This window comes from Cellulomonas flavigena DSM 20109, assembly GCF_000092865.1.
In the GTDB taxonomy this organism is placed as follows: domain Bacteria; phylum Actinomycetota; class Actinomycetes; order Actinomycetales; family Cellulomonadaceae; genus Cellulomonas; species Cellulomonas flavigena.
Genome location: NC_014151.1, coordinates 1909872 through 1934550, shown reverse-complemented (window position 1 = coordinate 1934550; position 24679 = coordinate 1909872). Strand labels below are relative to the sequence as shown.

Genomic DNA, 24679 nt, shown 5'->3' with positions numbered 1-24679 from the left:
CCCGGAGGTGGCGCCCATGGCGCAGACGACGTCCCGACCCCCCACCGCCCCGCCGGCCAAGCGCCCCGAGGGCCAGTGGGCCTTCGACCAGCGCGAGCCGCTCAACGCCAACGAGGCGCTCAAGCAGGCCGACGACGGGCTCAACGTCCGCGAGCGCATCGAGACGGTGTACGCCCGCGAGGGCTTCGCGTCGATCCCCGGCGACGACCTGCGCGGCCGCATGCGCTGGTGGGGCCTGTACACCCAGCGCAAGCCCGGTATCGACGGCGGGCGCACCGCCACCCTCGAGCCGCACGAGCTCGAGGACGAGTACTTCATGCTGCGCGTGCGCTGCGACGGCGGCTCGCTGGACCTGCGGCAGCTGCGCACCGTCGCGGGGATCTCGCAGGAGTTCGGCCGCGGCACCGCGGACATCACCGACCGGCAGAACATCCAGCTCCACTGGGTCCGCGTCGAGGACGTCCCGGAGATCTGGCGCCGGCTGGAGTCGGTCGGCCTGACCACGCAGGAGGCGTGCGGCGACGTGCCGCGCGTCATCCTCGGGTCGCCCGTCGCGGGCGTGGCGGCCGACGAGATCATCGACGGCACGCCCGCGATCGAGGCGATCCGCGAGCGCTACATCGGCGACCCCGCCTACTCGAACCTGCCGCGCAAGTTCAAGACGGCGATCAGCGGGTCGCCCCACCAGGACGTCGCGCACGAGATCAACGACGTCGCGTTCGTCGGCGTCGTCCACCCCGAGCTCGGCCCCGGCTTCGACCTGTGGGTCGGCGGCGCGCTGTCCACCAACCCGATGCTGGGCAAGCGCCTCGGTGCGTTCGTCACCCTCGAGCAGGTGCCCGACGTGTGGTGCGGCGTGGTCGGCATCTTCCGGGACTACGGCTACCGCCGGCTGCGCACCCGGGCCCGCCTGAAGTTCCTGCTCGCGGACTGGGGCACCGAGGTCTTCCGCCAGGTGCTGGAGACGGAGTACCTGGGCTACGCGCTCGCCGACGGCCCCCCACCGCCGCCCCCGCCGCACGGCAACCGGGACCACGTGGGCGTGCACCCGCAGAAGGACGGCCGCTTCTACGTGGGCGCGGCGCCCACCGTCGGTCGCGTCTCGGGCCCGGTCCTCACCGCACTGGCGGACCTCGTCGAGGAGGCCGGGTCCGACCGCGTGCAGCTCACCACCGAGCAGAAGCTCGTGGTGCTGGACGTCGCGGCGGACCGCGTCGACGCGCTGGTCGACGGGCTGGAGTCGCTGGGCCTGCGGGTGCGCACCGCCTCGCCGTTCCGCCGGGGCACGATGGCCTGCACCGGCATCGAGTTCTGCAAGCTCGCGATCGTCGAGACCAAGGGGCGCGCGACCGGCCTGGTCGGCGAGCTCGAGCGCCGGCTGCCGACGTTCGACCAGCCGATCACGATCAACGTCAACGGCTGCCCCAACTCGTGCGCGCGCATCCAGACCGCCGACATCGGCCTCAAGGGTGTCCTGGCCGGTGACGAGGAGGGCTACCAGGTGCACCTCGGCGGCGGGCTGGCCACGACCAGCGGCCTCGGCCGCACGCTGCGCGGCCTGCGCGTGCCGTCCTCCGAGCTGCCCGACTACGTCGAGCGGGTCACGCGCCGGTTCGACGAGCAGCGTGAGCCGGGCGAGCTGTTCGCCCAGTGGGTGCAGCGCGCCGACGAGGAGGACCTGCGATGAGCGAGGGCGGCTCCGCACAGCGCGCCGTGCCCTACTACTGCCCGTTCTGCGGCGGCGAGGACCTGTGGCCCGCCGGCGAGACGCACGGGCAGTGGGAGTGCCGCGGCTGCACGCGTGCGTTCGCGCTGCGGTTCGTCGGGCTGGTGGCGACGCGATGACCACGACCACCGGACCCGTGTCCGCGCTGTCCCCCGACGAGCTCCGCGCGCTCGCCGAGCAGGCGGGGCGCGACCTCGAGGGCGCGCACCCCGCGGACGTGCTGCGCTGGGCGCGCGACGTCTTCGGCTCCGACCTCGTGCTCGCGTCGTCGATGGGTGACGAGGTGCTCGTCGACATCGCCGCCACGGCTGCTCCCGGCATCGACGTCGTCTTCCTCGACACCGGCTACCACTTCGCGGAGACGATCGGCACGCGGGACTACTACGCCGAGTTCACGGACGTGAACCTGCGGACGGTCCTGCCGCTGCGCACGGTCGCCGAGCAGGACGCCGAGCACGGACCACGGCTGCACGAGCGCGACCCGAACCTGTGCTGCGCGCTGCGCAAGGTCGAACCGCTCGAGCGTGCGCTGGCGCCGTACACGGCATGGGTCACCGGCATGCGCCGCGAGGACGCCCCGACACGGACCGACATCACGGTCGTCGGGTGGGACGCCCGACGCTCCAAGGTCAAGCTCAACCCCCTGGCTGCGTGGACGTGGGACGACGTCAACGCGTACGTCGCGGAGCACCACGTGGTCCTCAACCCCCTGCGCGAGCTCGGGTACGCCTCGATCGGTTGCGCCCCGTGCACACGCGCGGTGGCACCGGGCGAGGACCCCCGCGCAGGGCGCTGGGCAGGCACGAACAAGACGGAATGCGGGCTGCACACATGACGACGACCCTCCCCTCCTCCACCGGCACGGACGACGCGGACCTCACACCCGCCCCGGGGCGACTCACCCAGCTCGACGCACTGGAGTCCGAGGGCATCCACGTGATGCGCGAGGTCGCCGGCGAGTTCGAGCGCCCCGTGCTGCTCTTCTCGGGCGGCAAGGACTCGATCGTCATGCTGCACCTGGCGCGCAAGGCGTTCTGGCCCGCCCCGGTGCCGTTCCCGGTCATGCACGTCGACACCGGGCACAACTTCCCCGAGGTCATCGAGTACCGCGACCGCGTCGTCGCCGAGCTGGGCCTGCGGCTCGTCGTGGCGAGCGTGCAGGAGGCCATCGACGACGGCCGCGTGGTCGAGCGTCCGGGCGGCTCGCGCAACCCGCTGCAGACCGTGCCCCTGCTCGACGCGATCACCGCGCACCGCTTCGACGCCGTGTTCGGCGGCGGGCGCCGCGACGAGGAGAAGGCGCGCGCCAAGGAGCGGATGTTCTCGCTGCGCGACGAGTTCGGGCAGTGGGACCCGCGGCGGCAGCGCCCGGAGCTGTGGGACCTGTACAACGGGCGCCACAAGCCTGGCGAGCACGTGCGCGTGTTCCCGCTGTCGAACTGGACCGAGCTCGACGTGTGGCGGTACATCGAGCGCGAGCGCATCGAGCTCCCCTCGATCTACTTCACGCACGAGCGCGACGTGTTCGCGCGCGACGGCATGTGGCTGACCGCCGGCGACTGGGGCGGGCCGCGCCCGGACGAGCAGGTCGAGCGCCGCCGCGTCCGGTACCGCACGGTGGGCGACATGAGCTGCACGGGCGCCGTCGACTCGACGGCCGCGACCGTCGCGGACGTCATCGCCGAGGTGGCCGCCAGCCGGCTCACCGAGCGCGGAGCTACCCGCGCGGACGACCGGGCCTCGGAGGCCGCCATGGAGGACCGCAAGCGCGAGGGGTACTTCTGATGAGCACGCACGCACCCGAGCTCGTCGCACCGACCGACGACCACACGCAGCGCGACCTGCTGCGTCTGGCGACCGCCGGGTCGGTCGACGACGGCAAGAGCACGCTCATCGGCCGTCTGCTGTACGACACGAAGTCGGTGCTCGCGGACCAGCTCTCGGCCGTGGAGCGCGCGACCGCGGCACGCGGCGGCGACGGCACGGGCGTCGACCTGGCGCTGCTCACCGACGGCCTGCGCGCCGAGCGCGAGCAGGGCATCACCATCGACGTCGCCTACCGCTACTTCTCGACCGCCCGCCGGGCGTTCGTGCTCGCGGACACGCCCGGCCACGTGCAGTACACGCGCAACATGGTCACCGGCGCGTCCACGGCCGAGCTCGCGATCGTGCTGGTCGACGCACGCAAGGGCGTGCTCGAGCAGACGCGCCGGCACGCGGCCCTGACCGCGCTGCTCGGCGTGCCGCACGTCGTGCTGGCGGTCAACAAGATGGACCTCGTCGGCTTCGACGAGGCCACCTTCCGGTCGATCGCCGCCGAGTTCACCGACTACGCACGCGTCCTGGGCCTGCCGGACGTGACGTGCGTGCCGCTGTCGGCGCTCGACGGCGACAACGTCGTCGACCGCTCCCCGCGCGCACCCTGGTACGACGGGCCGACGCTGCTCGAGCTCCTCGAGGCCGTGCCCGTCGCCCGCGACGCCACGGCCGAGCCGCTGCGCCTGCCCGTGCAGTACGTCATCCGCCCGCGCACACCGGAGCACCCCGACTACCGCGGGTACGCGGGCAAGGTCGCCTCGGGTGTCGTGCGCGTCGGCGACGAGGTGCGCGTCCTGCCGTCGGGGCGCTCCAGCCGCGTGGTCGGCATCGACACGTTCGACGGCCCGCTCGCCGCGGCCGAGGCCCCGCGCTCGGTGACGGTGCGGCTCGCGGACGACCTCGACGTGGCGCGCGGCGACGTGCTCGTGCCTGCGGGCGAGCAGGTCACGACGGGCCAGGACCTCGTCGGCACGGTCTGCTGGCTCACCGAGCGGCGATCGGTCAGCGGGGCCCGCGTGCTCGTGCGCGTGGGGACCCGCACGGTGCGCGGCCTGCTGCGGGAGGTCGACGCGCGCCTCGACGTCGACACGCTGACCGTCGAGCAGTGGGACCCGGTCGACACGGTGCAGACGATCGACGCGACGGACACCTCGACGGAGGCCGCGCCGCGCTCGCTCGGCCTCAACGCGATCGGACGGCTGCGGCTGCGGCTCGCCGAGCCGGTCGTCCTCGACGACTACGCGACGCACCGGCGCACGGGCGGTTTCCTCGTCGTCGACCCGGCGGACGGCAGCACGCTCGCGGCCGGGCTGATCGGTCCCACGCTGCTCGACCGCCTGGTGCCGGTGCGCGCCGACGAGCGCGACGACGACTGGCTCGCCGGGGCCGGGATATGAGCAGCCCGCAGCACCCGCTGCTGCTCGACCTGACCGGGCGCCGGGTCGTGGTGGTCGGCGGCGGGCCGGTCGCGGCACGGCGCGCCCGCGGGATGCTCGCCGACGGTGGCGACGTGCACGTGGTCGCGCCCGCGCTGTGCGAGGACCTCGCGGACCTCGCCGCGACCGGTGCGCTCACGTGGCACGCGAGGCAGTACGTGCGCGGGGACCTCGACGGCGCGTGGCTCGTGCACACGGCCACCGGTGAGCGCCGCGCGGACGACGCGGTCGCGGCCGACGCCGAGGCGGCGCGCACCTGGTGCGTGCGGGCCGACGACGCGTCGGCGTCGACCGCCTGGACGCCCGCGGTCGCGCGCGCCGGCGACGTCACGGTCGCCGTCAACGCGGGCGGCGACCCGCGCCGCGCGGTCGCGCTGCGCTCGGCGCTGCAGGTGCAGCTCGACACCGGTGCGCTGCCGCTGCGGCACCGCCGGCCGGGGCCGGGGCACGTCACCCTGGTCGGCGGCGGGCCGGGCGACCCCGGCCTGATCACGACGCGCGGGCGGCGCGCGCTCGCCGAGGCGGACGTCGTCGTCGTCGACCGCCTCGCCCCGCGCGCGCTGCTCGACGAGCTCGAGCCCGACGTCGAGGTGGTCGAGGCCGGCAAGGCGCCCCACGCGCACACCCTCACGCAGGCCGAGATCAACGCCCTGCTCGTCGAGCGGGCGCGCGCCGGTCAGCGCGTCGTGCGGCTCAAGGGCGGCGACCCGTTCGTCCTCGGCCGTGGCAGCGAGGAGCTCGCCGCGTGCCTCGAGGCCGGCGTCGACGTCGCGGTCGTCCCCGGGGTGACCAGCGCGATCGCCGTGCCCGGCGCCGCAGGCGTGCCGGTGACGCACCGGGACGTCGCACGGCAGGTGACGATCGTCTCGGCGCACGACGCGGACACGGACTGGGAGACCCTGGCGCGCCTGCGCGGCACGCTGGTGCTGCTCATGGGCGTCAGCCGGCTCGACGAGCACATGGCACTGCTCGTGTCGCACGGACTGGACCCGGCGACGCCCGTCGCGGTCGTCGAGAAGGGCACGCTGCCGACGCAGCGCACGACGCTGGGGACCGTCGCCGACATCGCCGCACGCGCGGCCGAGGGCGGTGTGCGCAACCCCGCGGTGATCGTCGTGGGGCACGTCGCGGCGCTGGCCGCGGCGCTCGGCCCGGCCGCAGGCTCGACCCGCGCCTGACGCCGTCCCGCCCTAGCCTGGGGTCCGTGCCCACCGCTCCGCACCTCGACCTGCTGGTTCCCGCGACACGGGCGCTGCCCGAGGACCCGCACGAGCCGGACCTGCTCGCGCTGCAGGCGCGCGACCGTGACGTCCCCCTCGTGCGCGCCAACATGGTGGCGAGCATCGACGGTGCCGCGACCGGCCCGGACGGCCGCTCGGGGTCCCTCGGGACCGCGGCCGACCGGCGCGTGTTCGCCGTGCTGCGGGCGCTGGCCGACGTCGTGCTCGTCGGCGCCGGCACGGTGCGCGCCGAGGGGTACCGCGAGCTGCCGGTCGCGGCCGGGCTGCGGGCCGCGCGGGCCGCCGCCGGGTTCGACGCCCGGATCGAGCTCGCCGTCGTCACACGGTCGGGCGACGTGCCGGGCGACCTGGCACCGGACGGGGTCCGCCCGCTCGTCGTCACCGGACGCGCCGGCGCCGCCCGCGCCCGTGCCACGGTCGGCACCGACCGCGTGCTCGAGGTCCCGCAGGACGACGACCCCGACTCCCCCGACCTGCGCGTCGCGGTCGACGCGCTCGTCACCCGGGGGCTGCCGCACGTGCTCGCCGAGGGCGGCCCGCGCCTGCTCGCGGACCTGCTCGCGGCCGACGTCGTCGACGAGCTCCACCTGACGACCAGCGCGCTGCTGCTCGCGGGGGACGCACGCCGCCCCGCGACCGGCGTGCCGCTCGCCGCACCGCGCGGCGCGCGCCTGCGCCACCTGCTGCGCGCGACCGACGACACGCTGCTGACCTGCTGGGAGGTCCGCTCGGCAATAGGCTCGGGCTCGTGACCGACACCATCCTCGTCCTCACCGAGGACACCCTCGCCGAGTCCGACGTCCGCCACATCGTGGGCCTGCACCCCGACGACGACGTCGTCTACCGGGTGCTCGTGCCCGCCGACACCGAGCGGCCCCTCGTCCCGTGGATCGTGGACGCCCTGAGCATGGGCGAGCTGCGTGAGGCGTGGGACCGGGCGACCGGCCACGAGCCGAGCCGCACGGAGGCGCGCCAGACCGCCGCCGAGCAGATCGCCGGCAGCGTCGCGGCGTTCGCGGCCGCCGGGCGCAGCGCGGCGGGCGAGATCACCGAGGACGACCCGCTGCCGGCGCTGCGCAGCGCGGTCGCCGGCGGGGGCGTCCGCGAGGTCGTCGTCGTGACCTACCCGCACGTCGTCGAGGACACCTTCCACACGGACTGGGCCTCGCGGGCGCGTGACGAGCTCCACGTGCCGGTGCTGCACCTGTACTCGGGGACCAGCGAGCTCGGCTGAGCCCGGCTCGGCCGTCCGGGCCGCGGGGAGGCGCTGCTCAGCGCAGCGCGTGCCCCGCGCGCTCGACGGTGCGGCGTGCGAGCACGTCGAGCGAGTCGACGTAGCGCGCGTCGTCGAGCAGGCGGTGCTCGGCCGCGACGACCGACAGCTCGGTGCACCCCAGCACGACGACGTCGGCGCCCCGCTCCCGCAGCCGGTCGGCGACCGCGTGCAGGGCCGCGACGTCGGCGGGCCGGCCGGCCTTCACCTGGTCGTAGATGATGCCCATGACGACGTCCTGGTCGGCGTCGTCGGGCACGACGGCCTCCAGGCCCCGCGCCTCGATCGCACGCTGGTAGACCCGCGCGGCGAGCGTGCCGCTCGTCGCCAGCACGCCCACGCGCGCGACACCCGGACGTGCCGCGACCTCGTCCACCGTCTCGTCGACGATGCTCAGCACGGGCACGTCGACGGCCGCGGCGACCTCGTCGGTGAAGTGGTGCGCCGTGTTGCACGGGACGACGACGAAACCGACGCCCAGACGCTCCAGGCGCCGGGCGTCGGCAGCCATGACCGGCCCCGGGTCCTCGCCCGAGGTGCCGAGGATGTACGCGGTGCGGTCGGGGATCGTCGCGTGCTGCAGCACGACGAGGTCGACGTGGTCCTGGTCCCGCTCGGCGGCCGTGTGCCGCACGACGAGGTCGAGGAAGCAGACGGTCGCGGCCGGGCCGACGCCACCGATGACGCCGACCTCGGCCCGTGACCTCGAGCGCTCCTGCGGGACGTCGCTCACGCGCCGCCCTTCGGGTAGTACCGCTGGTACTTGCGCACCTGGTTGAGCTGGGCGACCGCGAGGTACGCCAGGCGCCGGGGGTTCGTCTCGGCGCGGTACCACAGCGGGTTCGTCACCCGACGGGCCCGGCCCAGCGCCCGCGTGCGCGCGCGCAGCGCCGGGTCGGCGACGTACCGGCGCAGCAGCCACCGCGGCAGGACCGTGTACAGGTGCGGCTCGACGAGGTGCCTCGGCGCGCCGTCGGGCAGTGGCGCGAGACCCTGGACGTGCTCGCGCACGTACAGCTCGGCCGTGTTCCGCCCACCGGCCGTGATGTAGAAGTTGGACCGTCCGAGGCGCGGGTTGAGCTCGAAGAACACCGTGCGCCCGTCGCGCGGGTCGTACTTCAGGTCGAAGTTGGCGTACCCGGTCCAGCCGAGGTGCTCCAGGAGCCGCACGGCCTGCGCGACGATCTCCTCGTCGTGCCCGGTGACGATCCCCGCGGGGTTGCCGAGCGCACCGGGCGTGTGCTCCTCCAGCAGCACGTGACCGAAGGCCGAGAACACGACGGTGCCGGACGCGTCGGAGTAGCACGTGAGGATCCGCATGCCCGAGTCGTCGCCGGGGATGAGGTCCTGCACGACGAAGCGACCCTGGTAGCCCGCCCCCTGCACGCGCGCGAGCAGGTCGGTGAGCTGCTCCGGGGTGGCGACCGTGAAGACCTTCTTCTTCCCCGGGAACTCGACCAGATGGTACGCGGCGGTGTCCGCGGCCTTCGCGATCACCGGGAACCGCAGCGCGGACGTGTCCGGCGTGCCCCCGGCCTGCACGTCGTGCACGACCGTGGCCGGGTGGTCGATGCCGAGCTGTGCGCACAGCTCACCGAACAGCACCTTGTCGGTGACCTTGTCGAGCGTCTCCACGTCGACGTACGGGATCGTGTAGAGGTCCTCGAGCTCCGCACGGTTCTCGACGATCGTGCGCACCAGCCAGTCGGCGCTGCCCAGCAGCACCCGGTGCGTGCCCGGGTGCTGCTCGGCGATCGCCCGCAGGCGACGCACCACCGTGGGGCCGTCGTCGATGCCGGGCTCCACGACGTTGTCGAGGATGCGCGAGTGCCGCACGAGGCCCGTCGAGACCGACGAGACCACGATCGAGCGCACCCCGTACGCCTCGTGGAACGTCCGCGCGAGGCTGTACGCGCCGACGTCCCCGCCGAGGATGACCGGCTGCAGGCCCGTGACGGGCACCTGGGCCCCCGTGCGGCGCCTCACCAGGTCTGCTCGGAGCGGTCGCCCGACCAGTCCGTGTGGAACGTGCCCTCGCGGTCGGTGCGGCGGTAGGTGTGCGCTCCGAAGAAGTCGCGCTGCGCCTGGATGAGGTTCGCCGGCAGTCGCTCGGCCCGCACACCGTCGTAGTACGCGAGCGACGACGAGAACGCGGGCGTCGGCACGCCGTGCGCGGCCGCGGCCGAGACGACCCGGCGCCACGCGGCGACGCCGTTGGCGACGGCCGCCGTGAAGTACGGGTCGGCCAGCAGCAGCGGGAGGTTCGCGTCACGCTCGTACGCCTGCGTGATGCGGTCGAGGAACTTGGCGCGGATGATGCAGCCGCCACGCCAGATCCGCGCCATCGCGCCGCGGTCGATGTCCCAGCCGAACTGCGCGCTCGCGGCGGCGATCTGGTCGAAGCCCTGCGAGTACGCGACGACCTTCGACGCGTACAGCGCCAGGCGCACGTCCTCGATGAACGCGCCCGGGTCGGGCACGTTCCACTCGAGCGTGTCGGCCGGGAGCACGCCGCGGGCGGCGGCACGCTGCGGCGCCGAGCCGGACAGCGCACGCGCGAACGTGGCCTCCGCGATGCCCGTGATCGGCACGCCCAGGTCGAGCGCGTTCTGCACGGTCCAGCGCCCCGTGCCCTTCTGCTCGGCCGCGTCGGCGACGACGTCGACGAACGGGCGGCCCGTGGCGGCATCGGTGTGCGCGAGCACCTCGGCGGTGACCTCGATGAGGAACGACTCGAGGTCACCGGTGTTCCACGCGGCGAAGACCTCGCCGATCTCCGGCGCGGACGCGCCGAGGCCGCTGCGCAGCAGGTCGTACGCCTCGGCGATGAGCTGCATGTCGGCGTACTCGATGCCGTTGTGCACCATCTTGACGAAGTGGCCGGCGCCGTCGGGGCCGACGTGCGTGCAGCACGGCACGCCGTCGACCTTGGCCGAGATCGCCTCGAGGATCGGGCCGAGGGACTCGTACGACTCCTTCGTGCCGCCGGGCATGATCGACGGACCGTTGAGCGCGCCCTCCTCGCCGCCCGACACGCCCGTGCCGACGAAGTGCAGGCCCTTCTCGCGCAGCGCGGCCTCTCGGCGCACCGTGTCCGGGAAGTGCGCGTTGCCCGCGTCGACGACGATGTCGCCCGGCTCGAGCAACGGGACGAGCTCGTCGATGACCGCGTCCGTGGGCGCGCCGGCCTGGACCATGACGACGACCTTGCGCGGACGCTCCAGCGACGCGACGAAGTCCGCCATCGACTCGGACGGCACGAACGTCCCGTCCGACGCGTGGTCCGCGACGAGCGACTGCGTGCGCGCGAAGGTCCGGTTGTGGACGGCCACCGTGAACCCGTGCCGCGCGAAGTTGCGCGCCAGGTTGCGGCCCATGACGGCCAACCCGGTGACCCCGATCTGCGCGGTGCCGACGGCCGACGACGGGACAGACATCACAGAGCGCTCCTTCATGCCGGGTGGGCACGCGGCGGGCGTCGTCCGGAACCGTGCGGCGGACGACGCCCACGCACCGGCTCCGGCACGCGGGACGCGTGCGGATGCGTCCTCGAGCCTAGTGCGGTGCGGGCCCGCACCACGTCGGCGTGCCGGGGACCGAGACGCACGGTGGCGCCCGTACGCTCGGGCGCGTGAGCCCAGCCGGACCCGAGGACGTCCCCGCCGAGTTCGTCCGCGCGCTGCGATCGCTGCGCGGCGTGCCCGTTCGCCCCGAGGTGGTGCTGGACGAGGTGCCGGGACCGGCACGGATCGCACCCTTCTCCGCCGCGCTCACCGCCGAGGTCCGCACGGCGCGCCGCTCGGTCGCAGCCGACGACCTCGCATCGGGCCGGTTCGTGGTGCTCTACGACCCCGAGGGGCAGGAGGCGTGGGAGGGCTCCTTCCGGCTCGTCACGCTCGTGCGCGCCAGCCTGGAGTCCGAGGTCGGCGCCGACCCGCTGCTGGCCGAGGTCGCGTGGTCGTGGTTCCACGACGCGCTCGCGTCGGCGGGGGTCGACGCGCACGCCACGGGCGGCACGGTGACGCGCGTGCTCTCCCAGAGCTTCGGCGCGCTCGAGCGCCGCGACGAGCAGACCGAGCTCGAGATCCGCGCGTCCTGGACCTCCTGGGACGAGAACCTCGGACCGCACCTGACCGCCTGGTCCACCCTGATGTGCACCGCCGCGGGCCTGCCGCCGCTGCCCGAGGGCGTCGTCCCGCTCCCCCGTCGCTGACGGCCCGCCGTGCCCCGGCTCAAGTCCGCGACCGCCGCTGCCGATGCACCGGACGTGACCATCGAGCCTCTTCGACGCGACGTCCGCGACATCCCGGCCCGTCGGGCGCCGGGCGTCACCGGCCTGCCCACGTCGCGGCGGGTACCGCCGGCGACTCCCCCGGCCCGGCACCCGATGTGCGTGGTCGTCACCCAGATCTCCGACGGCGAGGGCGACCAGCTGGTGCGCGCCCTGCGCCGGCGCGGCGCCCACCGTGTGGTCGTCCTGGCGCGCCGCGCCGGGCGCGAGGAGCTGCGCACGCTGCTCTCCGGGGGTCTGCGCGGTGGTGTGGCCAGCACCACCGAGACCTCGGCGGCTCCCGCCCGCGTCGCCCCCGCGCCCGTGCAGCCCGCCGCCGACCTCAGCGCGCGCGAGCTCAGCGTCCTCGCACGCGTCGCGGAGGGCCGGACCAACCGCCTCATCGGCGAGGAGCTCGGCCTGTCCGCGCTCACGGTCAAGAGCCACCTGGCACGGATCTCGCGCAAGCTGGGCACGGGCGACCGCGCCGAGCTCGTGGCGATCGCGATCCGCAACCGCATGATCGACTGACACGCGCCGTCGCACGTGCGGCGCGTCACGCGCGACGCGCGCCCCGCCTGCACGGACGCGCTGCCACCGTCGCCTACGGTGGAGCCCATGGAGGTCGAGGCGTCGCAGGGCGGCCCGGGCGCGGACGAGCAGCCCGAGGCGCCGGCCGTCGTCCCCCTGCTCGAGCCGGCCGACGGGATCCCCGAGGTCGTCGCGACACCGGAGGCCCTCGCCGCGACCGTAGCGGCGTTCGCAGCGGGCACGGGCCCGGTCGCGGTCGACGCCGAGCGAGCCTCCGGCTACCGCTACGGCCAGCGCACGTACCTCGTGCAGCTGCGGCGCGAGGACGCGGGCACGGCGCTGATCGACCCGGTCGCGCTGCCCGACCTGTCGACCCTGTCGGCGGCGCTCGTCGGTGTGGAATGGGTGCTGCACGCGGCGTCCCAGGACCTCCCCGGTCTCGCCGAGCAGGGGATGCGGCCGTCGCGCGTCTTCGACACCGAGCTCGCCGCACGCCTGCTCGGCATGGAGCGGGTCGGGCTGGCCGCCGTCGTCGCGGACACCCTCGGGCTCGGGCTGGCCAAGGAGCACTCGGCCGTGGACTGGTCGACGCGTCCGCTGCCGACGGAGTGGCTGCGGTACGCCGCACTCGACGTCGAGGTGCTCGTCGAGGTGCGGCAGGTGCTCGCCGAGCGGCTCGCGGTGTCGGGCAAGGCCGAGTGGGCGCGGCAGGAGTTCGAGGCCGTGCGCACCGCCCCGCCGCCGGCACCGCGGGCCGAGCCCTGGCGTCGCGTCTCGGGTCTGCACAACGTCCGCGACGCCCGCCGCCTGGCCGTCGTGCGCGAGCTGTACGCGACGCGCGACCGCAACGCGCGCGAGCGTGACATCTCCCCCGGCCGGGTGCTGCCGGACGCCGCGATCGTCGCCGCCGCCCAGGCGCTGCCGCGCACGGTCGGCCAGCTCACCGCGCTGCCCGCGTTCATGGGCAAGGGCACGCGTCGGCGCGCGGCACTGTGGCAGTCCGCGATCGACCGGGCCGTGGCGCTGCCGGACGCGGAGCTGCCCGCCACGCGCGGCCCTGCGAGTGACGGTCCGCCTCCCGCCCGGGTGTGGGGCGACCGCGACCCTGCCGCGGCGCGCCGCCTGGCTGCCGCGCGCACGCTCGTCGCGGGGCTGTCGCAGGAGCACGACGTGCCCGTCGAGAACCTCGTCCAGCCGGACCTGCTGCGTCGGATCTGCTGGTCGCCACCGGCGCCCCTCGACGAGGCGCACGTCGGTGTCGCGATGGCGGCCGGGGGCGCTCGGCCGTGGCAGGTCGAGCTGCTGGCCGGGCGGCTGGCCGCGGCGCTCTCCGCCGCCTGAGCGTACGCGCGCCGAAGCGACGGCCGCGGGCGCTCGTCGCACACCGCGGATCACCCGCGAGGTGACTGACGCCCGCTGTTACTCTTGAGTAACTTCGTGCGTCCAGGGACCATGGTCCCGTCGCGCGCACGCGCACTCCCGGACACCGCCGTCCCCCAGGAGGACCTGATGCCGAGCCCGTCCCGTCCCGCCGACGCCCGGGTGCCCGCCGCCCGCCGCGTCGTCTTCGTCGACGGGGTGCGCACCCCGTTCGGTCGCGCCCGCAAGGACGGTCTGTACGCGCACACCCGCGCGGACGACCTCGCCGTGCGCACGGTGCGCGAGCTGCTGCGCCGCCACCCGCAGCTGCCGCCCGAGCGCGTCGACGACGTCGCGCTGGCCGCCACGACCCAGCAGGGCGACCAGGGTCTGACCCTGGGGCGCACCGTCGCGATGCTCGCCGGGCTGCCGACGACCGTCCCCGGATTCGCGATCGACCGCATGTGCGCCGGCGCCATGACGGCCGTGACGACGACCGCGTCGGCCATCGGGTTCGGCGCGCAGGACGTGACGATCGCCGGCGGTGTCGAGCACATGGGCCACCACCCCATGGGCTTCGACGCCGACCCCAACCCCCGCTTCCTCGCCGAGCGGCTCGTCGCGCCCGACGCCCTCAACATGGGCGTCACCGCCGAGAACCTGCACGACCGGTTCCCCAGCCTGACCCGCGAGCGCGCCGACGCGTACGGCGTCGCCAGCCAGGCCAAGTACGCGGCCGCGCTGGCCGCCGGCAAGATCGAGCCCGACCTCGTCCCCGTCGCGCTGCGCGACCCCGAGCAGGGGTGGGGCCTGGCGACCGCTGACGAGCCCCCGCGCCCCGGCACCACGGTCGAGGCGATCGCCGGACTGCCGACGCCGTTCCGCCCCGGCGGCCGCGTCACCGCCGGTACCGCCGCGCCGCTCACCGACGGCGCGGCCGCGTGCCTGCTCGCCGCCGAGGACGTCGCCACCGAGCTCGGCCTGCCCGTGCGCATGCGGCTCGTCGCGTTCGCGTTCGCGGGCGTCGAACCCGAGGTCATGGGCATCGGCCCCGTGCCCGCGACCCACAAGGCGCTCGAGCGCGCCGGCCTGAGCATCGACGACATCGGCCTGTTCGAGATCAACGAGGCCTTCGCGGTGCAGGTGCTGTCGTTCCTCGACGCGTTCGGCATCGCCGACGACGACCCCCGCGTCAACCCCTACGGCGGCGCGATCGCCGTCGGCCACCCCCTCGCCTCGTCGGGCGTGCGGCTCATGACACAGCTCGCACGGCAGTTCGAGGAGCACCCCGAGGTCCGCTACGGCATCACGACCATGTGCGTCGGCCTCGGCCAGGGCGGCACCGTCATCTGGGAGAACCCGCACTTCAGCGTCGAGGAGGACGCCCGATGAGCACGTCCGCGCCGCGCCCCGAGCGCGTCACCCACGCCCTCGTCCGTGACGTCCGACTGCCGGGCGGGCTCGGCACGCTGGCCCTCGTCACGCTCGACAACGGGCTGGACCACACCAAGCCGACGACCCTGGGCCCCCAGGGGATCGCCGAGCTCACGGCCGTGCTGCGGGCGCAGCAGGCGCGAGCCGCCGCCGGCGAGATCGCCGCCCTCGCCGTGACGGGCAAGCCGTACTTCCTCGCCGCGGGCGCCGACCTCACGCAGGTCGCGACCGTCGCCACGCGCGAGGAGGCGCTGGCCCTGGGCCGCGGGGGTCACGAGGCCTACCGCCTCCTCGGCGAGCTCGGCGTCCCGACGTTCGCCTTCGTCAACGGCGTCGCCCTCGGCGGCGGCCTCGAGGTCGCGCTCAACTGCGACTACCGCACGGCCGCGTCCGACGTCCGCGCGCTCGCACTGCCCGAGACGGGCCTCGGCCTGGTGCCGGGCTGGGGCGGCGCCTACCTCGTGCCGCGTCTCGTCGGGATCGAGAAGGCGCTCGAGGTGATCCTCACGCGGCCCGCCGCGAACAAGCCGTACACGGCGCAGCAGGCCGCGGAGATCGGGCTCGTCGACGTCGTGCTCGACCCGGCGGACTTCCTCGAGGAGTCGGTGCGCTGGGCGGCACGTGTGCTGTCCGGCGAGATCGACGTGCCGCGTCGTCCGCTCGACGACGCCCCGACGTGGGAGGCCGCGGTCGGCGCGGCACGTGCCCGGCTCGACGCCACCGTGCACGGCTCGCGCCCTGCACCCGGCCGGGCCCTGGACCTCATGGCCGCTGCCCGCGTCGCCGACAAGGACACAGCGTTCGCTGCCGAGGACGAGGCCCTGGCCGACCTCATCCTCAGCGACGAGATGCGCGCGAGCGTGTACGCGTTCGGGCTCGTCCAGGGCGGCAAGAGGCCCACCGGCGCACCCGACAAGGCGCTCGCGCGACCCGTCACGCGGGTCGGCGTGGTCGGTGCCGGGCTCATGGCCGCGCAGATCGCGCTGCTGTTCGCCCAGCGGCTCGGCGTGCCCGTCGTCATGCGGGACCTCGACGAGGCGCGGGTCGAGCAGGGCCTGGGCGCGGTGCGCTCGACCGTCGAGCGGCTGGTGTCGGGTGGGCGCATGTCGTCCGACGCGGGGGCGCGGATCGTCGCGCAGGTCACCGGGTCGACTCACATCGGCGTTTTCGCGGGCTGCGACCTCGTCATCGAGGCCGTCACCGAGGTGCTGGACCTCAAGAAGCGCGTCTTCGCCGAGCTCGAGGGAGTGATCGCGCCCGACGCGATCCTGGCCACCAACACGTCCGCGCTGTCGATCACGCGCATGGCCGCCGACCTGCAGCACCCCGAGCGGGTCGTCGGGCTGCACTTCTTCAACCCCGTCGTGGCCATGCCGCTCGTGGAGGTGGTCCAGGCCGAGCAGACGTCCGACGAGGCGCTGGCCACCGCGTTCGCGGTGTCCGCGAAGCTGCGCAAGACCGCGGTGCTGGTCAAGGACCGCCCGGGCTTCGTCGTCAACCGGCTGCTGGTGCTGCTGCTCGGCAAGATCGTCGAGGCGGTCGAGCAGGGCACGCCCGTCGACGTCGCGGACCGTGCGCTCGACCCTCTCGGACTGCCGATGCCCCCGTTCGAGCTGTTCGACCTCGTCGGCCCGGCGGTCGGCCTGCACGTGCTGACGTCGTTGCGCGAGGACCTGGGCGAGCGGTTCCCCCGCTCCCCCGGCCTCGAGAAGCTCGTCGCGGACGGCACCAAGGTCGTGCAGGCGGCACCTGCCAAGGGCCTGCCCAAGCTCGTCGACCCGGCCGTGCAGGCCGTGTTCGACGCGGCGCGCGAGACGCCGGCCGCCGCCGAGCCGCTCGACGCCGCGGGCGTCCTCGACGCCGTCCTCACGGCGCTGACCGTCGAGATCGGCCACATGCTCGACGAGGGCGTCGTGGCCACGCCGCAGCAGATCGACCTGTGCATGATCCTGGGCGCCGGCTGGGGCTTCCACCTGGGCGGCATCACGCCGTACCTGGACCGCACGGGCTACAGCGAGAAGGTCCTCGGCCACCGTCTCCTCCCCGACGGCCTCGCCAACGTCCCCACCCACTGACACCGCGCCCGACCCGGGCCGAGCACCCGCGCACCCGAGGGGCTGGATCGACGCCTCACCGCGAGACGTCGATCCAGCCCCTCCCGCGTGCTCGGGTCCCACCTCCGTCTGACCTCGCCCCTGGCCCCCGCCTCCTCACCATCGCCTCCCCTCCCTCCCCGCCCCCTCCTCCCCCCCGCCGAGACGTCATTCCAGCCCCCGCCCACACCCCCCTCCCGCCCCGCGAGACGTCATTCCAGCCCCGGAATCCCGCCCCCTCCCGCGCGCGAGACGTCACGTGAGCCCCGACAGCCCCCTCCCCGGCGCGAGACGTCATGCCGGCCCGGGTACGACCAGTCCGCCGGGGCGTCGGTGCCTCGGACGGGACCGAGCCGACCCCAGCCTCGGTCCGCCCGCGCGTGGACCACAGAAGTCGCCCGTGTGCCCTCGCCCGGGCGTCGTCCGCGCCATCGTCTCGAGATGACTCCTCCCACCATCGTCGACCTGCGGGTCATGCGTGCCGCGGGGACGCCGTGGCGAGCCGCCCACGAGCTCGTGACGTCCACCGACTACGTCCGGGTGTTCCGCTCGGTCCTGCTGCACCGGTCCGTCGCGGACGACCCGCAGGCGCGAGCGCTCGCAGTGGCTCTGGTGCTCCCCGACCAGGCTGCGGTCTGCGGTGAGACGGCCGCATGGCTGCACGGCATCGACGCGCGGCCGCCGGGTCGCCACCACGCACCGCCACAGCTGCAGTGCCTCGTGCCGACCGGAACGGCCCGGCGCCGACGCCCGGGCCTCGCGTGCCGCGAAGGCGTTCTCCCCGCGGACGACGTCGCGATGGTCCACGGCGTCCCGACGACATCGCCCGCGCGGACCGCCCTCGACCTCGCGCGTTACGCGCCGGCGTTCATCGGTCTCGCCGCGCTCGACGCCTTCGCGCACGCAGGCCTCGTCACGCCACAGGAGCTGCACCTGCGGGCGCGAGGGCTGCGAGGCGCCCGGAACATCGCACGCGCACGCCAGCTCCTCGAGCTGTGCGAGCCGTCGACCGAGTCACCCGGTGAGTCGTGGCTCCGCCTCCGCCTCTTCCAGGCGGGACTTCCCCGGCCGGTGCCCCAGGTCAGCATCCGGGACGCCGGCGGTCGCGAGGTGTACCGGCTCGATCTCGGGTACCCGACACAGCGCGTGGGCGTCGAGTACGACGGCGAGGCACACCACGTCGTGACGGCGGCGCAGCAGCACACCGACGCGCGTCGGCGCGAGGACCTCTGGCGCCGGTTCGGCTGGAGCGTGGTCGGCGTCCACCGGGGAGACGTCCTCGGGGCGCGGAACCACCTGGAGCGGGCCGTGGCGGACATGCTCGGCCACGAGGGCCCGGTGCTCGCCCGCCAGACCTGGTGACGCGGGCTGGAAAGACGGCTCACCGGAGATGGAAGCCAGCGACGGGCTGGAACGACGGCTCGCGCGAGGAGGGGGGAGGGCGGGCGAGGGCGGTGGGGTGAGGAAGGACCGGAGCGCTCCCGCACCTCGAGGGTGGGGAGCGTCCGGTGTCGTGGGCCGTTCTCCCATCTGCTCCCTGGGAGAAGGGCTTGGCCCGAGAGCGCCTGTCAGAAGGTCGTCAGGCCACGAGCGCGGAAAGCGTCGCGCACGACCTCGGTGGCCTCCGGCGTCGGGGGCTCGGTGTCGTCGAGCTCGTAGCGCATGCCGAGGTCGGCCCACTTGTCGCGGCCCATCTGGTGGAACGGCAGGACCTCGACCCGCTCGACGGCCTCGCCCAGCGACGCGACGTAGTCGGCGACGGCCGCCACGTTCTCGGGCGCGTCCGTCAGGCCGGGGACGAGCACGAACCGGATCCACATGCGGGTGCCGCGCGCCGCCAGGCGCCGGCCGAAGTCGAGCGTCGGCTGCAGCTCACGCCCCGTGACCCTCAGGTAGGTCTCGGGCAGGCCGGACTTCACGTCGAGCAGGACGAGCGACACGTCGTCCAGCATCTCGTCCGTGGCGTGCGCGCCGAGGTACCCCGAGGTGTCGATCGCGACCGGCACGTCCATGGCAGCGGCCCCGCGCACCAGGCGCCGCACGAACGCCGGCTGCATGAGGGGCTCACCGCCGGAGATCGTCACGCCACCGCCCGTCGCACGGAACACGCCGCGGTACCGCGCGATGCGCGCGAGCAGCTCGTCGGCGGTGACGTCGGTGCCCCGCCGCATCTGCATCGTGTCGGGGTTGTGGCAGTACAGGCACCGCAGGGGGCACCCGGAGAGGAAGATCGTCAGGCGCGTTCCGGGACCGTCGACGGCCGTGACGAGCTCCCACGAGTGCACGGACCCGACGCGTCCCTCGCGGACCGCCGCGAGCCGCTCGGCGCGGTCCGCCTCGACGGTCTCGAGACCTGCGGTGCCCTGTCCCTGCGCGCGAGTGTGCGACCCGCCGACGAGCGGCACCCCGAGCGGCACGACAGGTGCGCCGGTCTGCGCGGTGGTGGTCATGATCGCCTCGCACGTGGTCGGTGGTGCCGGGGTGGCGCCCCGGCCCGGCGCTTCCTGCGCCGGGCCGGGGTCGCGATGGTCAGACCGCGCCGTGGAAGGTGCGGGACAGCACGTCGAGCTGCTGCTCGCGCGTGAGCCGCACGAAGTTCACGGCGTAGCCGGAGACCCGGATGGTCAGCTGCGGGTAGTTCTCCGGGTGCTCCATGGCGTCCACGAGCGTCTCGCGGTTCAGCACGTTGACGTTCATGTGGTAGCCGGCGGACAGCACGTACGCGTCGAGCAGGCCGACGAGGTTGGTCACCTGCTCGTCCAGGGTGCGGCCCAGACCGGACGGCACGATCGACGACGTCAGCGAGATGCCGTCCTGCGCCTCGGAGTACGGCAGCTTCGCCACCGACAGCGCCGAGGCGAGCATGCCGTGCGTGTCGCGCCCGTTCATCGGGTTGGCGCCGGGGGCGAACGGCTCGCCGAGCCTGCGCCCGTCGGGGGTCGACCCGGTGTTCTTGCCGTACACGACGTTGGACGTGATCGTCAGCACCGACTGCGTGTGCAGGGCGTTGCGGTAGGTCGGCAGCGCCCGGATCTTCTCCATGAACGTGCGCACGAGCCACACGGCGATGTCGTCCACGCGGTCGTCGTCGTTGCCGTACGTCGGGAAGTCGCCCTCGACCGCGTACTCCGTGATCAGGCCGTCCGCGGTGCGCAGCGGCGTGACCTTGGCGTACTTCATGGCCGACAGCGAGTCCGCCACGACGGACAGGCCGGCGATACCGCAGGCGAGCGTCCGCAGGACCGTGCGGTCGTGCAGTGCCATCTCGATGCGCTCGTACGCGTACTTGTCGTGCATGTAGTGCACGCAGTTCAACGCGTCGACGTAGGTCTCGGCGAGCCAGTCGAGCGTCTTGTCGAACTTCGCCATGACGTCGTCGTAGTCGAGGACGTCCCCCTCGACGGGTGCGGCCACGGGGGCGACCTGCTTGCCCGTGATCTCGTCGCGGCCGCCGTTGATGGCGTACAGCAGCGCCTTGGCGACGTTGACGCGTGCGCCGAAGAACTGCATCTGCTTGCCGACGCGCATCGGGGACACGCAGCACGCGATGGCCGCGTCGTCGCCCCAGGAAGCCCGGATGAGCTCGTCCGACTCGTACTGCACGGCGGAGGTGTCGATCGACACCTGCGCGCAGTACCGCTTGAAGCCCTCGGGCAGCCGCTCGCTCCAGAACACCGTCATGTTGGGCTCGGGAGCCGGGCCCAGGTTGTACAGCGTCTGGAGGTAGCGGAACGACGTCCTGGTGACGAGCGGGCGCCCGTCCTCGCCGATGCCGCCGATCGACTCGGTCACCCAGGTCGGGTCGCCGGAGAACAGCTGGTCGTACTCCGGGGTGCGCAGGAAGCGCACGATCCGCAGCTTGATGACGAAGTCGTCGATGATCTCCTGCGCCTGCTCCTCGGACAGGACGCCGGCCTCCATGTCGCGCTGCAGGAAGACGTCGAGGAAGGTCGAGGTGCGGCCCAGCGACATCGCCGCGCCGTTCTGCTCCTTCACGGCCGCGAGGTACGCGAAGTACAGCCACTGCACGGCCTCGCGGGCGTTCGTGGCGGGCTGGGAGATGTCGTACCCGTAGGACGCGGCCATCTGCTTCAGCTCGTTCAGCGCACGGATCTGCTCGGAGAGCTCCTCGCGGTCGCGGATGACGTCCTCGACGGAGCGCTCCATGTCGAGCGAGGCCTTCTCGAGCTTCTTCTGCGCGATGAGGGCGTCCACGCCGTACAGCGCGACGCGGCGGTAGTCGCCGATGATGCGACCGCGGCCGTAGGCGTCGGGCAGACCGGTGATGATGTGGGACGAGCGCGCGGCGCGCACGTTCGGCGGGTACACGTCGAAGACCCCGTCGTTGTGGGTCTTGCGGTACTTGGTGAAGATGTCGACGATCTCCTGCGGAGCCTCGTAGCCGTAGGTCTCGAGCGAGGTCTGCACCATGCGCCACCCGCCGTTGGGGATGATCGCGCGCTTCAGCGGGGCGTCGGTCTGCAGTCCGACGATGACCTCGTTGTCCTCGTCGATGTAGCCGGGGGCGTGCGACGTGATCGTCGACGGCGTGGCGGGGTCGACGTCGTAGACGCCCTTCTCACGCTCGGCGGGGAACATCGCGGACAGCTTGTCCCAGATGCCCGTGGTGCGGGCGGTGGGGCCTGCGAGGAAGCTCGCGTCACCCTCGTACGGCGTGTAGTTGCGCTGGATGAAGTCGCGGACGTCGACGTGGTCGGTCCACGGCCCGGTGACGAAGCCCTCCCAGGCCGCGGGTACGGCGGTGTCGCTGCGGTCGCTGGGTACGGCGGTGATGGACATCTGACTCTCCCTGGGTCCGGGTCGATACCTCGACGCTACGAACGGAAAGATGGGATGTCTTGGGACCTCGGTCCTCCCCCCGTGGGCGGCACCGTGACGCCTGCCACACCGGGTCCGTCAGCCCCGCGCGTGCAGCGCCGCGAGCACGTCGCCGGCGACGTCGTGCGGACCCAGCCGCAGCTCGTCGACGATCTCGTCGCGGGCCGCGTGCTGCAGGAACGCTGCCGGGATCCCGAACGACTGGACCGGCGTGTGGACGTTCGCCTCCCGCGTGCGCTGCGCGACGAGCGAGCCGATGCCGCCGTCGACCAGGCCGTCCTCGATCGTCACGACGTGCTCGTGCTCGCCGGCCAGCTTCACGAGGGACGCAGGCACCGGCAGCACCCACCGCGGGTCGACGACGGTCACCGCGGCGCCGTGCCCCGCCAGCAGCTCACCGACCGCGAGCGCGGTGCCCACCATCGACCCGATCCCGACGACGAGTACGCGCGTACCCTCCCCCGCGTGCCGGGCGAGCACGTCGACACCGTCGGCGTCCTCGAGCGCCGGGACGGGATCGCCCATGGTGCCCTTCGGGTAGCGCACGACGGTCGGCGCGTCGTCGACGTCGACGGCCTGCCGCAGCGCCGCGCGCAGCGTCGGCTCGTCACGCGGTGCGGCCAGGCGCAGCCCGGGCACGATCGACAGCATGGCCAGGTCCCACATGCCGTTGTGGCTCGCGCCGTCGTCGCCCGTGATGCCGGCGCGGTCGAGCACGAACGTGACGCCCGCGCGGTGCAGCGCGACGTCCATGAGCACCTGGTCGAACGCGCGGTTGAGGAACGTCGCGTACACGGCGACGACGGGGTGCAGGCCCGCGTAGGCCATGCCCGCGGCGGACGTCGCGGCGTGCTGCTCGGCGATCCCGACGTCGAAGACGCGGTCGGGGAACTCCGCGGCGAACGGCGCGAGCCCCACGGGCTGCAGCATGGCCGCGGTGATCGCGACGACGTCGGGGCGGCGCCGCCCGACGCGCACGATCTCGTCGGCGAACACGCTGGTCCAGCCGAAGCGCGACGGCGCGAGCGGCAGGCCCGTCTCGGGGTGGATCTTGCCGACGGCGTGGAACCGGTCGGCGACGTCCTGCTCGGCGGGGGTGTAGCCGCGGCCCTTCTCGGTGATGACGTGCACGAGCACGGGTCCGCCGAACGCCCGCGCGCGACGCAGCGCGTGCTCGACCGCCTGCTCGTCGTGCCCGTCCACGGGTCCGACGTACTTCAGGCCGAGGTCCTCGAACATGCCCTGCGGCGCGACGACGTCCTTGATGCCCTTCTTCAGGCCGTGCAGCGCCTCGTAGGCGAGGCGTCCGGGCGGGCCCGAGCGACGCAGCGTCGACTTGCCCCACGACAGCACGGACTCGTAGCCCTGCGTGGTGCGCAGCGTGTCGAGGTGCTGCGCGAGGCCCCCGATCGTCGGCGCGTACGACCGCCCGTTGTCGTTGACGACGACGACCAGGCGTCGGTCGACACCGGCGGCGATGTTGTTGAGCGCCTCCCAGGCCATGCCGCCGGTGAGGGCACCGTCGCCGATGACGGCGACCGTGTGGCGGTCGTTCTCGCCGCGCAGCTGTCGTGCCTTGGCGATGCCGTCCGCCCAGGACAGCGCGGTCGAGGCGTGGGAGTTCTCGACGACGTCGTGCTCGGACTCCGCGCGGCTCGGGTACCCCGACATGCCGCCGCGACGCCGCAGCGCGGAGAAGTCCCGACGGCCCGTGAGCAGCTTGTGCACGTACGCCTGGTGGCCCGTGTCGAAGACGAGGGTGTCGCGCGGCGAGTCGAACACGCGGTGCAGCGCGATCGAGAGCTCCACGACACCCAGGTTCGGTCCGAGGTGGCCCCCCGTGCGCGAGACCTGGTCGACGAGGAACGCGCGGATCTCGTCCGCGAGCTCGCCCACCTGGGCGGTGCTGAGCCGGCGGACGTCCTGCGGCGACGAGATGCCCTCGAGCAACCCCACGTTCACTCCTGTCGTACCGGTCCCCCGGCGGTCCGGCGGCATCTCGGACGTCCCACTCTAGGGCGCGCCCGGTGGTCCGTCCTGCGTGACCGTCGCGCGGCGGGCACGTCGGCGCCGCAGCAGCGCCAGCAGCGCCCACACCATCAGTGCCAGCACGACCAGCACGAGGACCGGCAGGAACACGGCCACGAGGCTGAGCCCGACGGACGCGCCGTCCTCGATCGTGGAGACGACGGGCGCGCCGAACCCGCCCGTGCCGGCGTTGACGACGGGCCGCGCGGTCGCCTTGCCCGCGTGCACGAGGCCGGCGACGACGATCCCCGCGACCACGGGCAGCCACGGGTTGTCCTGCACCCACGTCGAGCCCTCGAGCTCCTCGGCGGCGGACGTCGCGGCGAAAACGATGCCGCCGGTCGCCGGGCGGATGAAGGTCTGCACCGCGTCGTTGACGGTGTCGACGGCCGGCACCTTGTCGAGCACGACGTCCGCGAGCAGCAGGACCGCACCGATGCCGATCGCCCACCCGCTCTCCATCCACACCAGGCCGTCGGGCAGCACGACGAGGTCGGTGAACCGCGCGAGCAGCGCGACGACGAGGAACGGGATGTACGCGTTGAGGCCTGCCGCGGCGGACAGGCCGATCCCGGTGAGGGCGACCAGCACGCGTCGAGGCTACCCCTGCCACGTACCATGTGGCGGAAAG

At 73.9% G+C, this 24679-nt stretch carries 21 protein-coding genes; 14 read left to right on the top strand and 7 right to left on the bottom strand.

Annotated features, from left to right (window positions below; all coding sequences use genetic code 11):
• The first annotated feature begins 16 nt into the window (after nt 1-16).
• The 8 genes from CFLA_RS08780 to CFLA_RS08750 are packed head-to-tail and all read left to right on the top strand — an operon-like array spanning nt 17 to nt 7455.
• Nucleotides 17-1687 (top strand): nitrite/sulfite reductase, encoded by a 1671-nt coding sequence (locus CFLA_RS08780; protein ID WP_013116970.1) that lies wholly within the window; start codon nt 17-19, stop codon nt 1685-1687.
• The gene (locus CFLA_RS20445; RefSeq protein WP_013116969.1) at nt 1684-1845 is read left to right on the top strand and encodes a hypothetical protein; all 162 of its coding nucleotides are present in this window, start codon (nt 1684-1686) and stop codon (nt 1843-1845) included. Before CFLA_RS08780 ends, CFLA_RS20445 begins: the two co-directional genes overlap by 4 nt.
• Entirely contained in the window at nt 1842-2561 is a 720-nt protein-coding gene (locus CFLA_RS08775; RefSeq protein ID WP_013116968.1) for a phosphoadenylyl-sulfate reductase, read from the top strand. Before CFLA_RS20445 ends, CFLA_RS08775 begins: the two co-directional genes overlap by 4 nt.
• Nucleotides 2558-3511: a sulfate adenylyltransferase subunit CysD gene (gene cysD / locus CFLA_RS08770; RefSeq protein ID WP_013116967.1), complete on the top strand. Its 954-nt coding sequence runs from the start codon at nt 2558-2560 to the stop codon at nt 3509-3511. Before CFLA_RS08775 ends, cysD begins: the two co-directional genes overlap by 4 nt.
• A complete protein-coding gene (locus CFLA_RS08765) occupies nt 3511-4941 on the top strand; it encodes a sulfate adenylyltransferase subunit 1 (RefSeq protein WP_013116966.1) in 1431 nt (476 codons plus the stop codon). The genes cysD and CFLA_RS08765 overlap by 1 nt, the downstream gene beginning before the upstream one ends.
• A complete protein-coding gene (gene cobA, locus CFLA_RS08760) occupies nt 4938-6158 on the top strand; it encodes a uroporphyrinogen-III C-methyltransferase (RefSeq protein ID WP_013116965.1) in 1221 nt (406 codons plus the stop codon). Before CFLA_RS08765 ends, cobA begins: the two co-directional genes overlap by 4 nt.
• A 26-nt stretch (nt 6159-6184) precedes the next feature.
• On the top strand, nt 6185-6973 hold the full coding sequence (locus CFLA_RS08755; protein ID WP_013116964.1) for a dihydrofolate reductase family protein: 789 nt from the start codon (nt 6185-6187) through the stop codon (nt 6971-6973).
• Nucleotides 6970-7455 carry a hypothetical protein gene (locus CFLA_RS08750; protein WP_013116963.1) on the top strand — a complete coding sequence of 162 codons (486 nt, stop codon included), beginning with the start codon at nt 6970-6972 and terminating at the stop codon, nt 7453-7455. Before CFLA_RS08755 ends, CFLA_RS08750 begins: the two co-directional genes overlap by 4 nt.
• Nucleotides 7456-7492: 37 nt before the next feature.
• Here the strand turns inward: CFLA_RS08750 and cuyB are convergent, their stop codons facing one another.
• The 3 genes from cuyB to gndA are packed head-to-tail and all read right to left on the bottom strand — an operon-like array spanning nt 7493 to nt 10931.
• Nucleotides 7493-8227 carry a cysteate racemase gene (gene cuyB / locus CFLA_RS08745; RefSeq protein ID WP_013116962.1) on the bottom strand — a complete coding sequence of 245 codons (735 nt, stop codon included), beginning with the start codon at nt 8225-8227 and terminating at the stop codon, nt 7493-7495.
• Complete coding sequence (locus tag CFLA_RS08740; RefSeq protein ID WP_013116961.1) at nt 8224-9480, bottom strand: carboxylate--amine ligase; 1257 nt, start codon at nt 9478-9480, stop codon at nt 8224-8226. Before CFLA_RS08740 ends, cuyB begins: the two co-directional genes overlap by 4 nt.
• Nucleotides 9477-10931, bottom strand: coding sequence for an NADP-dependent phosphogluconate dehydrogenase (gndA, locus tag CFLA_RS08735; protein WP_013116960.1), 1455 nt, complete (start codon nt 10929-10931; stop codon nt 9477-9479). The genes CFLA_RS08740 and gndA overlap by 4 nt, the downstream gene beginning before the upstream one ends.
• A gap of 194 nt (nt 10932-11125) precedes the next feature.
• Between gndA and CFLA_RS08730 the strand changes: the two genes are divergently transcribed.
• The 6 genes from CFLA_RS08730 to CFLA_RS19000 all read left to right on the top strand — a co-directional run bounded on the left by CFLA_RS08730 (nt 11126) and on the right by CFLA_RS19000 (nt 18543).
• Nucleotides 11126-11707: a DUF3000 domain-containing protein gene (locus CFLA_RS08730; protein WP_043600280.1), complete on the top strand. Its 582-nt coding sequence runs from the start codon at nt 11126-11128 to the stop codon at nt 11705-11707.
• Nucleotides 11708-11761: 54 nt separating this feature from the next.
• Nucleotides 11762-12295, top strand: coding sequence for a LuxR C-terminal-related transcriptional regulator (locus CFLA_RS08725; RefSeq protein ID WP_245530322.1), 534 nt, complete (start codon nt 11762-11764; stop codon nt 12293-12295).
• Nucleotides 12296-12382: 87 nt separating this feature from the next.
• Nucleotides 12383-13636, top strand: a complete 1254-nt coding sequence (locus CFLA_RS08720) for an HRDC domain-containing protein (RefSeq protein ID WP_013116957.1) — start codon at nt 12383-12385, stop codon at nt 13634-13636.
• Between the two features lie 168 nt (nt 13637-13804).
• Nucleotides 13805-15046 (top strand): thiolase family protein, encoded by a 1242-nt coding sequence (locus CFLA_RS08715; RefSeq protein WP_013116956.1) that lies wholly within the window; start codon nt 13805-13807, stop codon nt 15044-15046.
• Nucleotides 15043-17163 (top strand): 3-hydroxyacyl-CoA dehydrogenase NAD-binding domain-containing protein, encoded by a 2121-nt coding sequence (locus tag CFLA_RS08710; protein WP_013116955.1) that lies wholly within the window; start codon nt 15043-15045, stop codon nt 17161-17163. Before CFLA_RS08715 ends, CFLA_RS08710 begins: the two co-directional genes overlap by 4 nt.
• Before the next feature lie 459 nt (nt 17164-17622).
• Complete coding sequence (locus CFLA_RS19000; RefSeq protein ID WP_013116954.1) at nt 17623-18543, top strand: type IV toxin-antitoxin system AbiEi family antitoxin; 921 nt, start codon at nt 17623-17625, stop codon at nt 18541-18543.
• Between the two features lie 206 nt (nt 18544-18749).
• Here the strand turns inward: CFLA_RS19000 and pflA are convergent, their stop codons facing one another.
• From pflA to CFLA_RS08685, 4 genes are all read right to left on the bottom strand, one after another.
• Nucleotides 18750-19631 carry a pyruvate formate-lyase-activating protein gene (pflA, locus tag CFLA_RS08700; protein ID WP_013116953.1) on the bottom strand — a complete coding sequence of 294 codons (882 nt, stop codon included), beginning with the start codon at nt 19629-19631 and terminating at the stop codon, nt 18750-18752.
• Between the two features lie 79 nt (nt 19632-19710).
• The gene (gene pflB / locus CFLA_RS08695; protein ID WP_013116952.1) at nt 19711-21981 is read right to left on the bottom strand and encodes a formate C-acetyltransferase; all 2271 of its coding nucleotides are present in this window, start codon (nt 21979-21981) and stop codon (nt 19711-19713) included.
• A 117-nt stretch (nt 21982-22098) separates the two neighbouring features.
• Complete coding sequence (dxs, locus tag CFLA_RS08690) at nt 22099-23976, bottom strand: 1-deoxy-D-xylulose-5-phosphate synthase (RefSeq protein WP_013116951.1); 1878 nt, start codon at nt 23974-23976, stop codon at nt 22099-22101.
• Nucleotides 23977-24033: 57 nt separating this feature from the next.
• The gene (locus tag CFLA_RS08685) at nt 24034-24639 is read right to left on the bottom strand and encodes a DUF4126 domain-containing protein (RefSeq protein WP_013116950.1); all 606 of its coding nucleotides are present in this window, start codon (nt 24637-24639) and stop codon (nt 24034-24036) included.
• Nucleotides 24640-24679 lie beyond the last annotated feature (40 nt).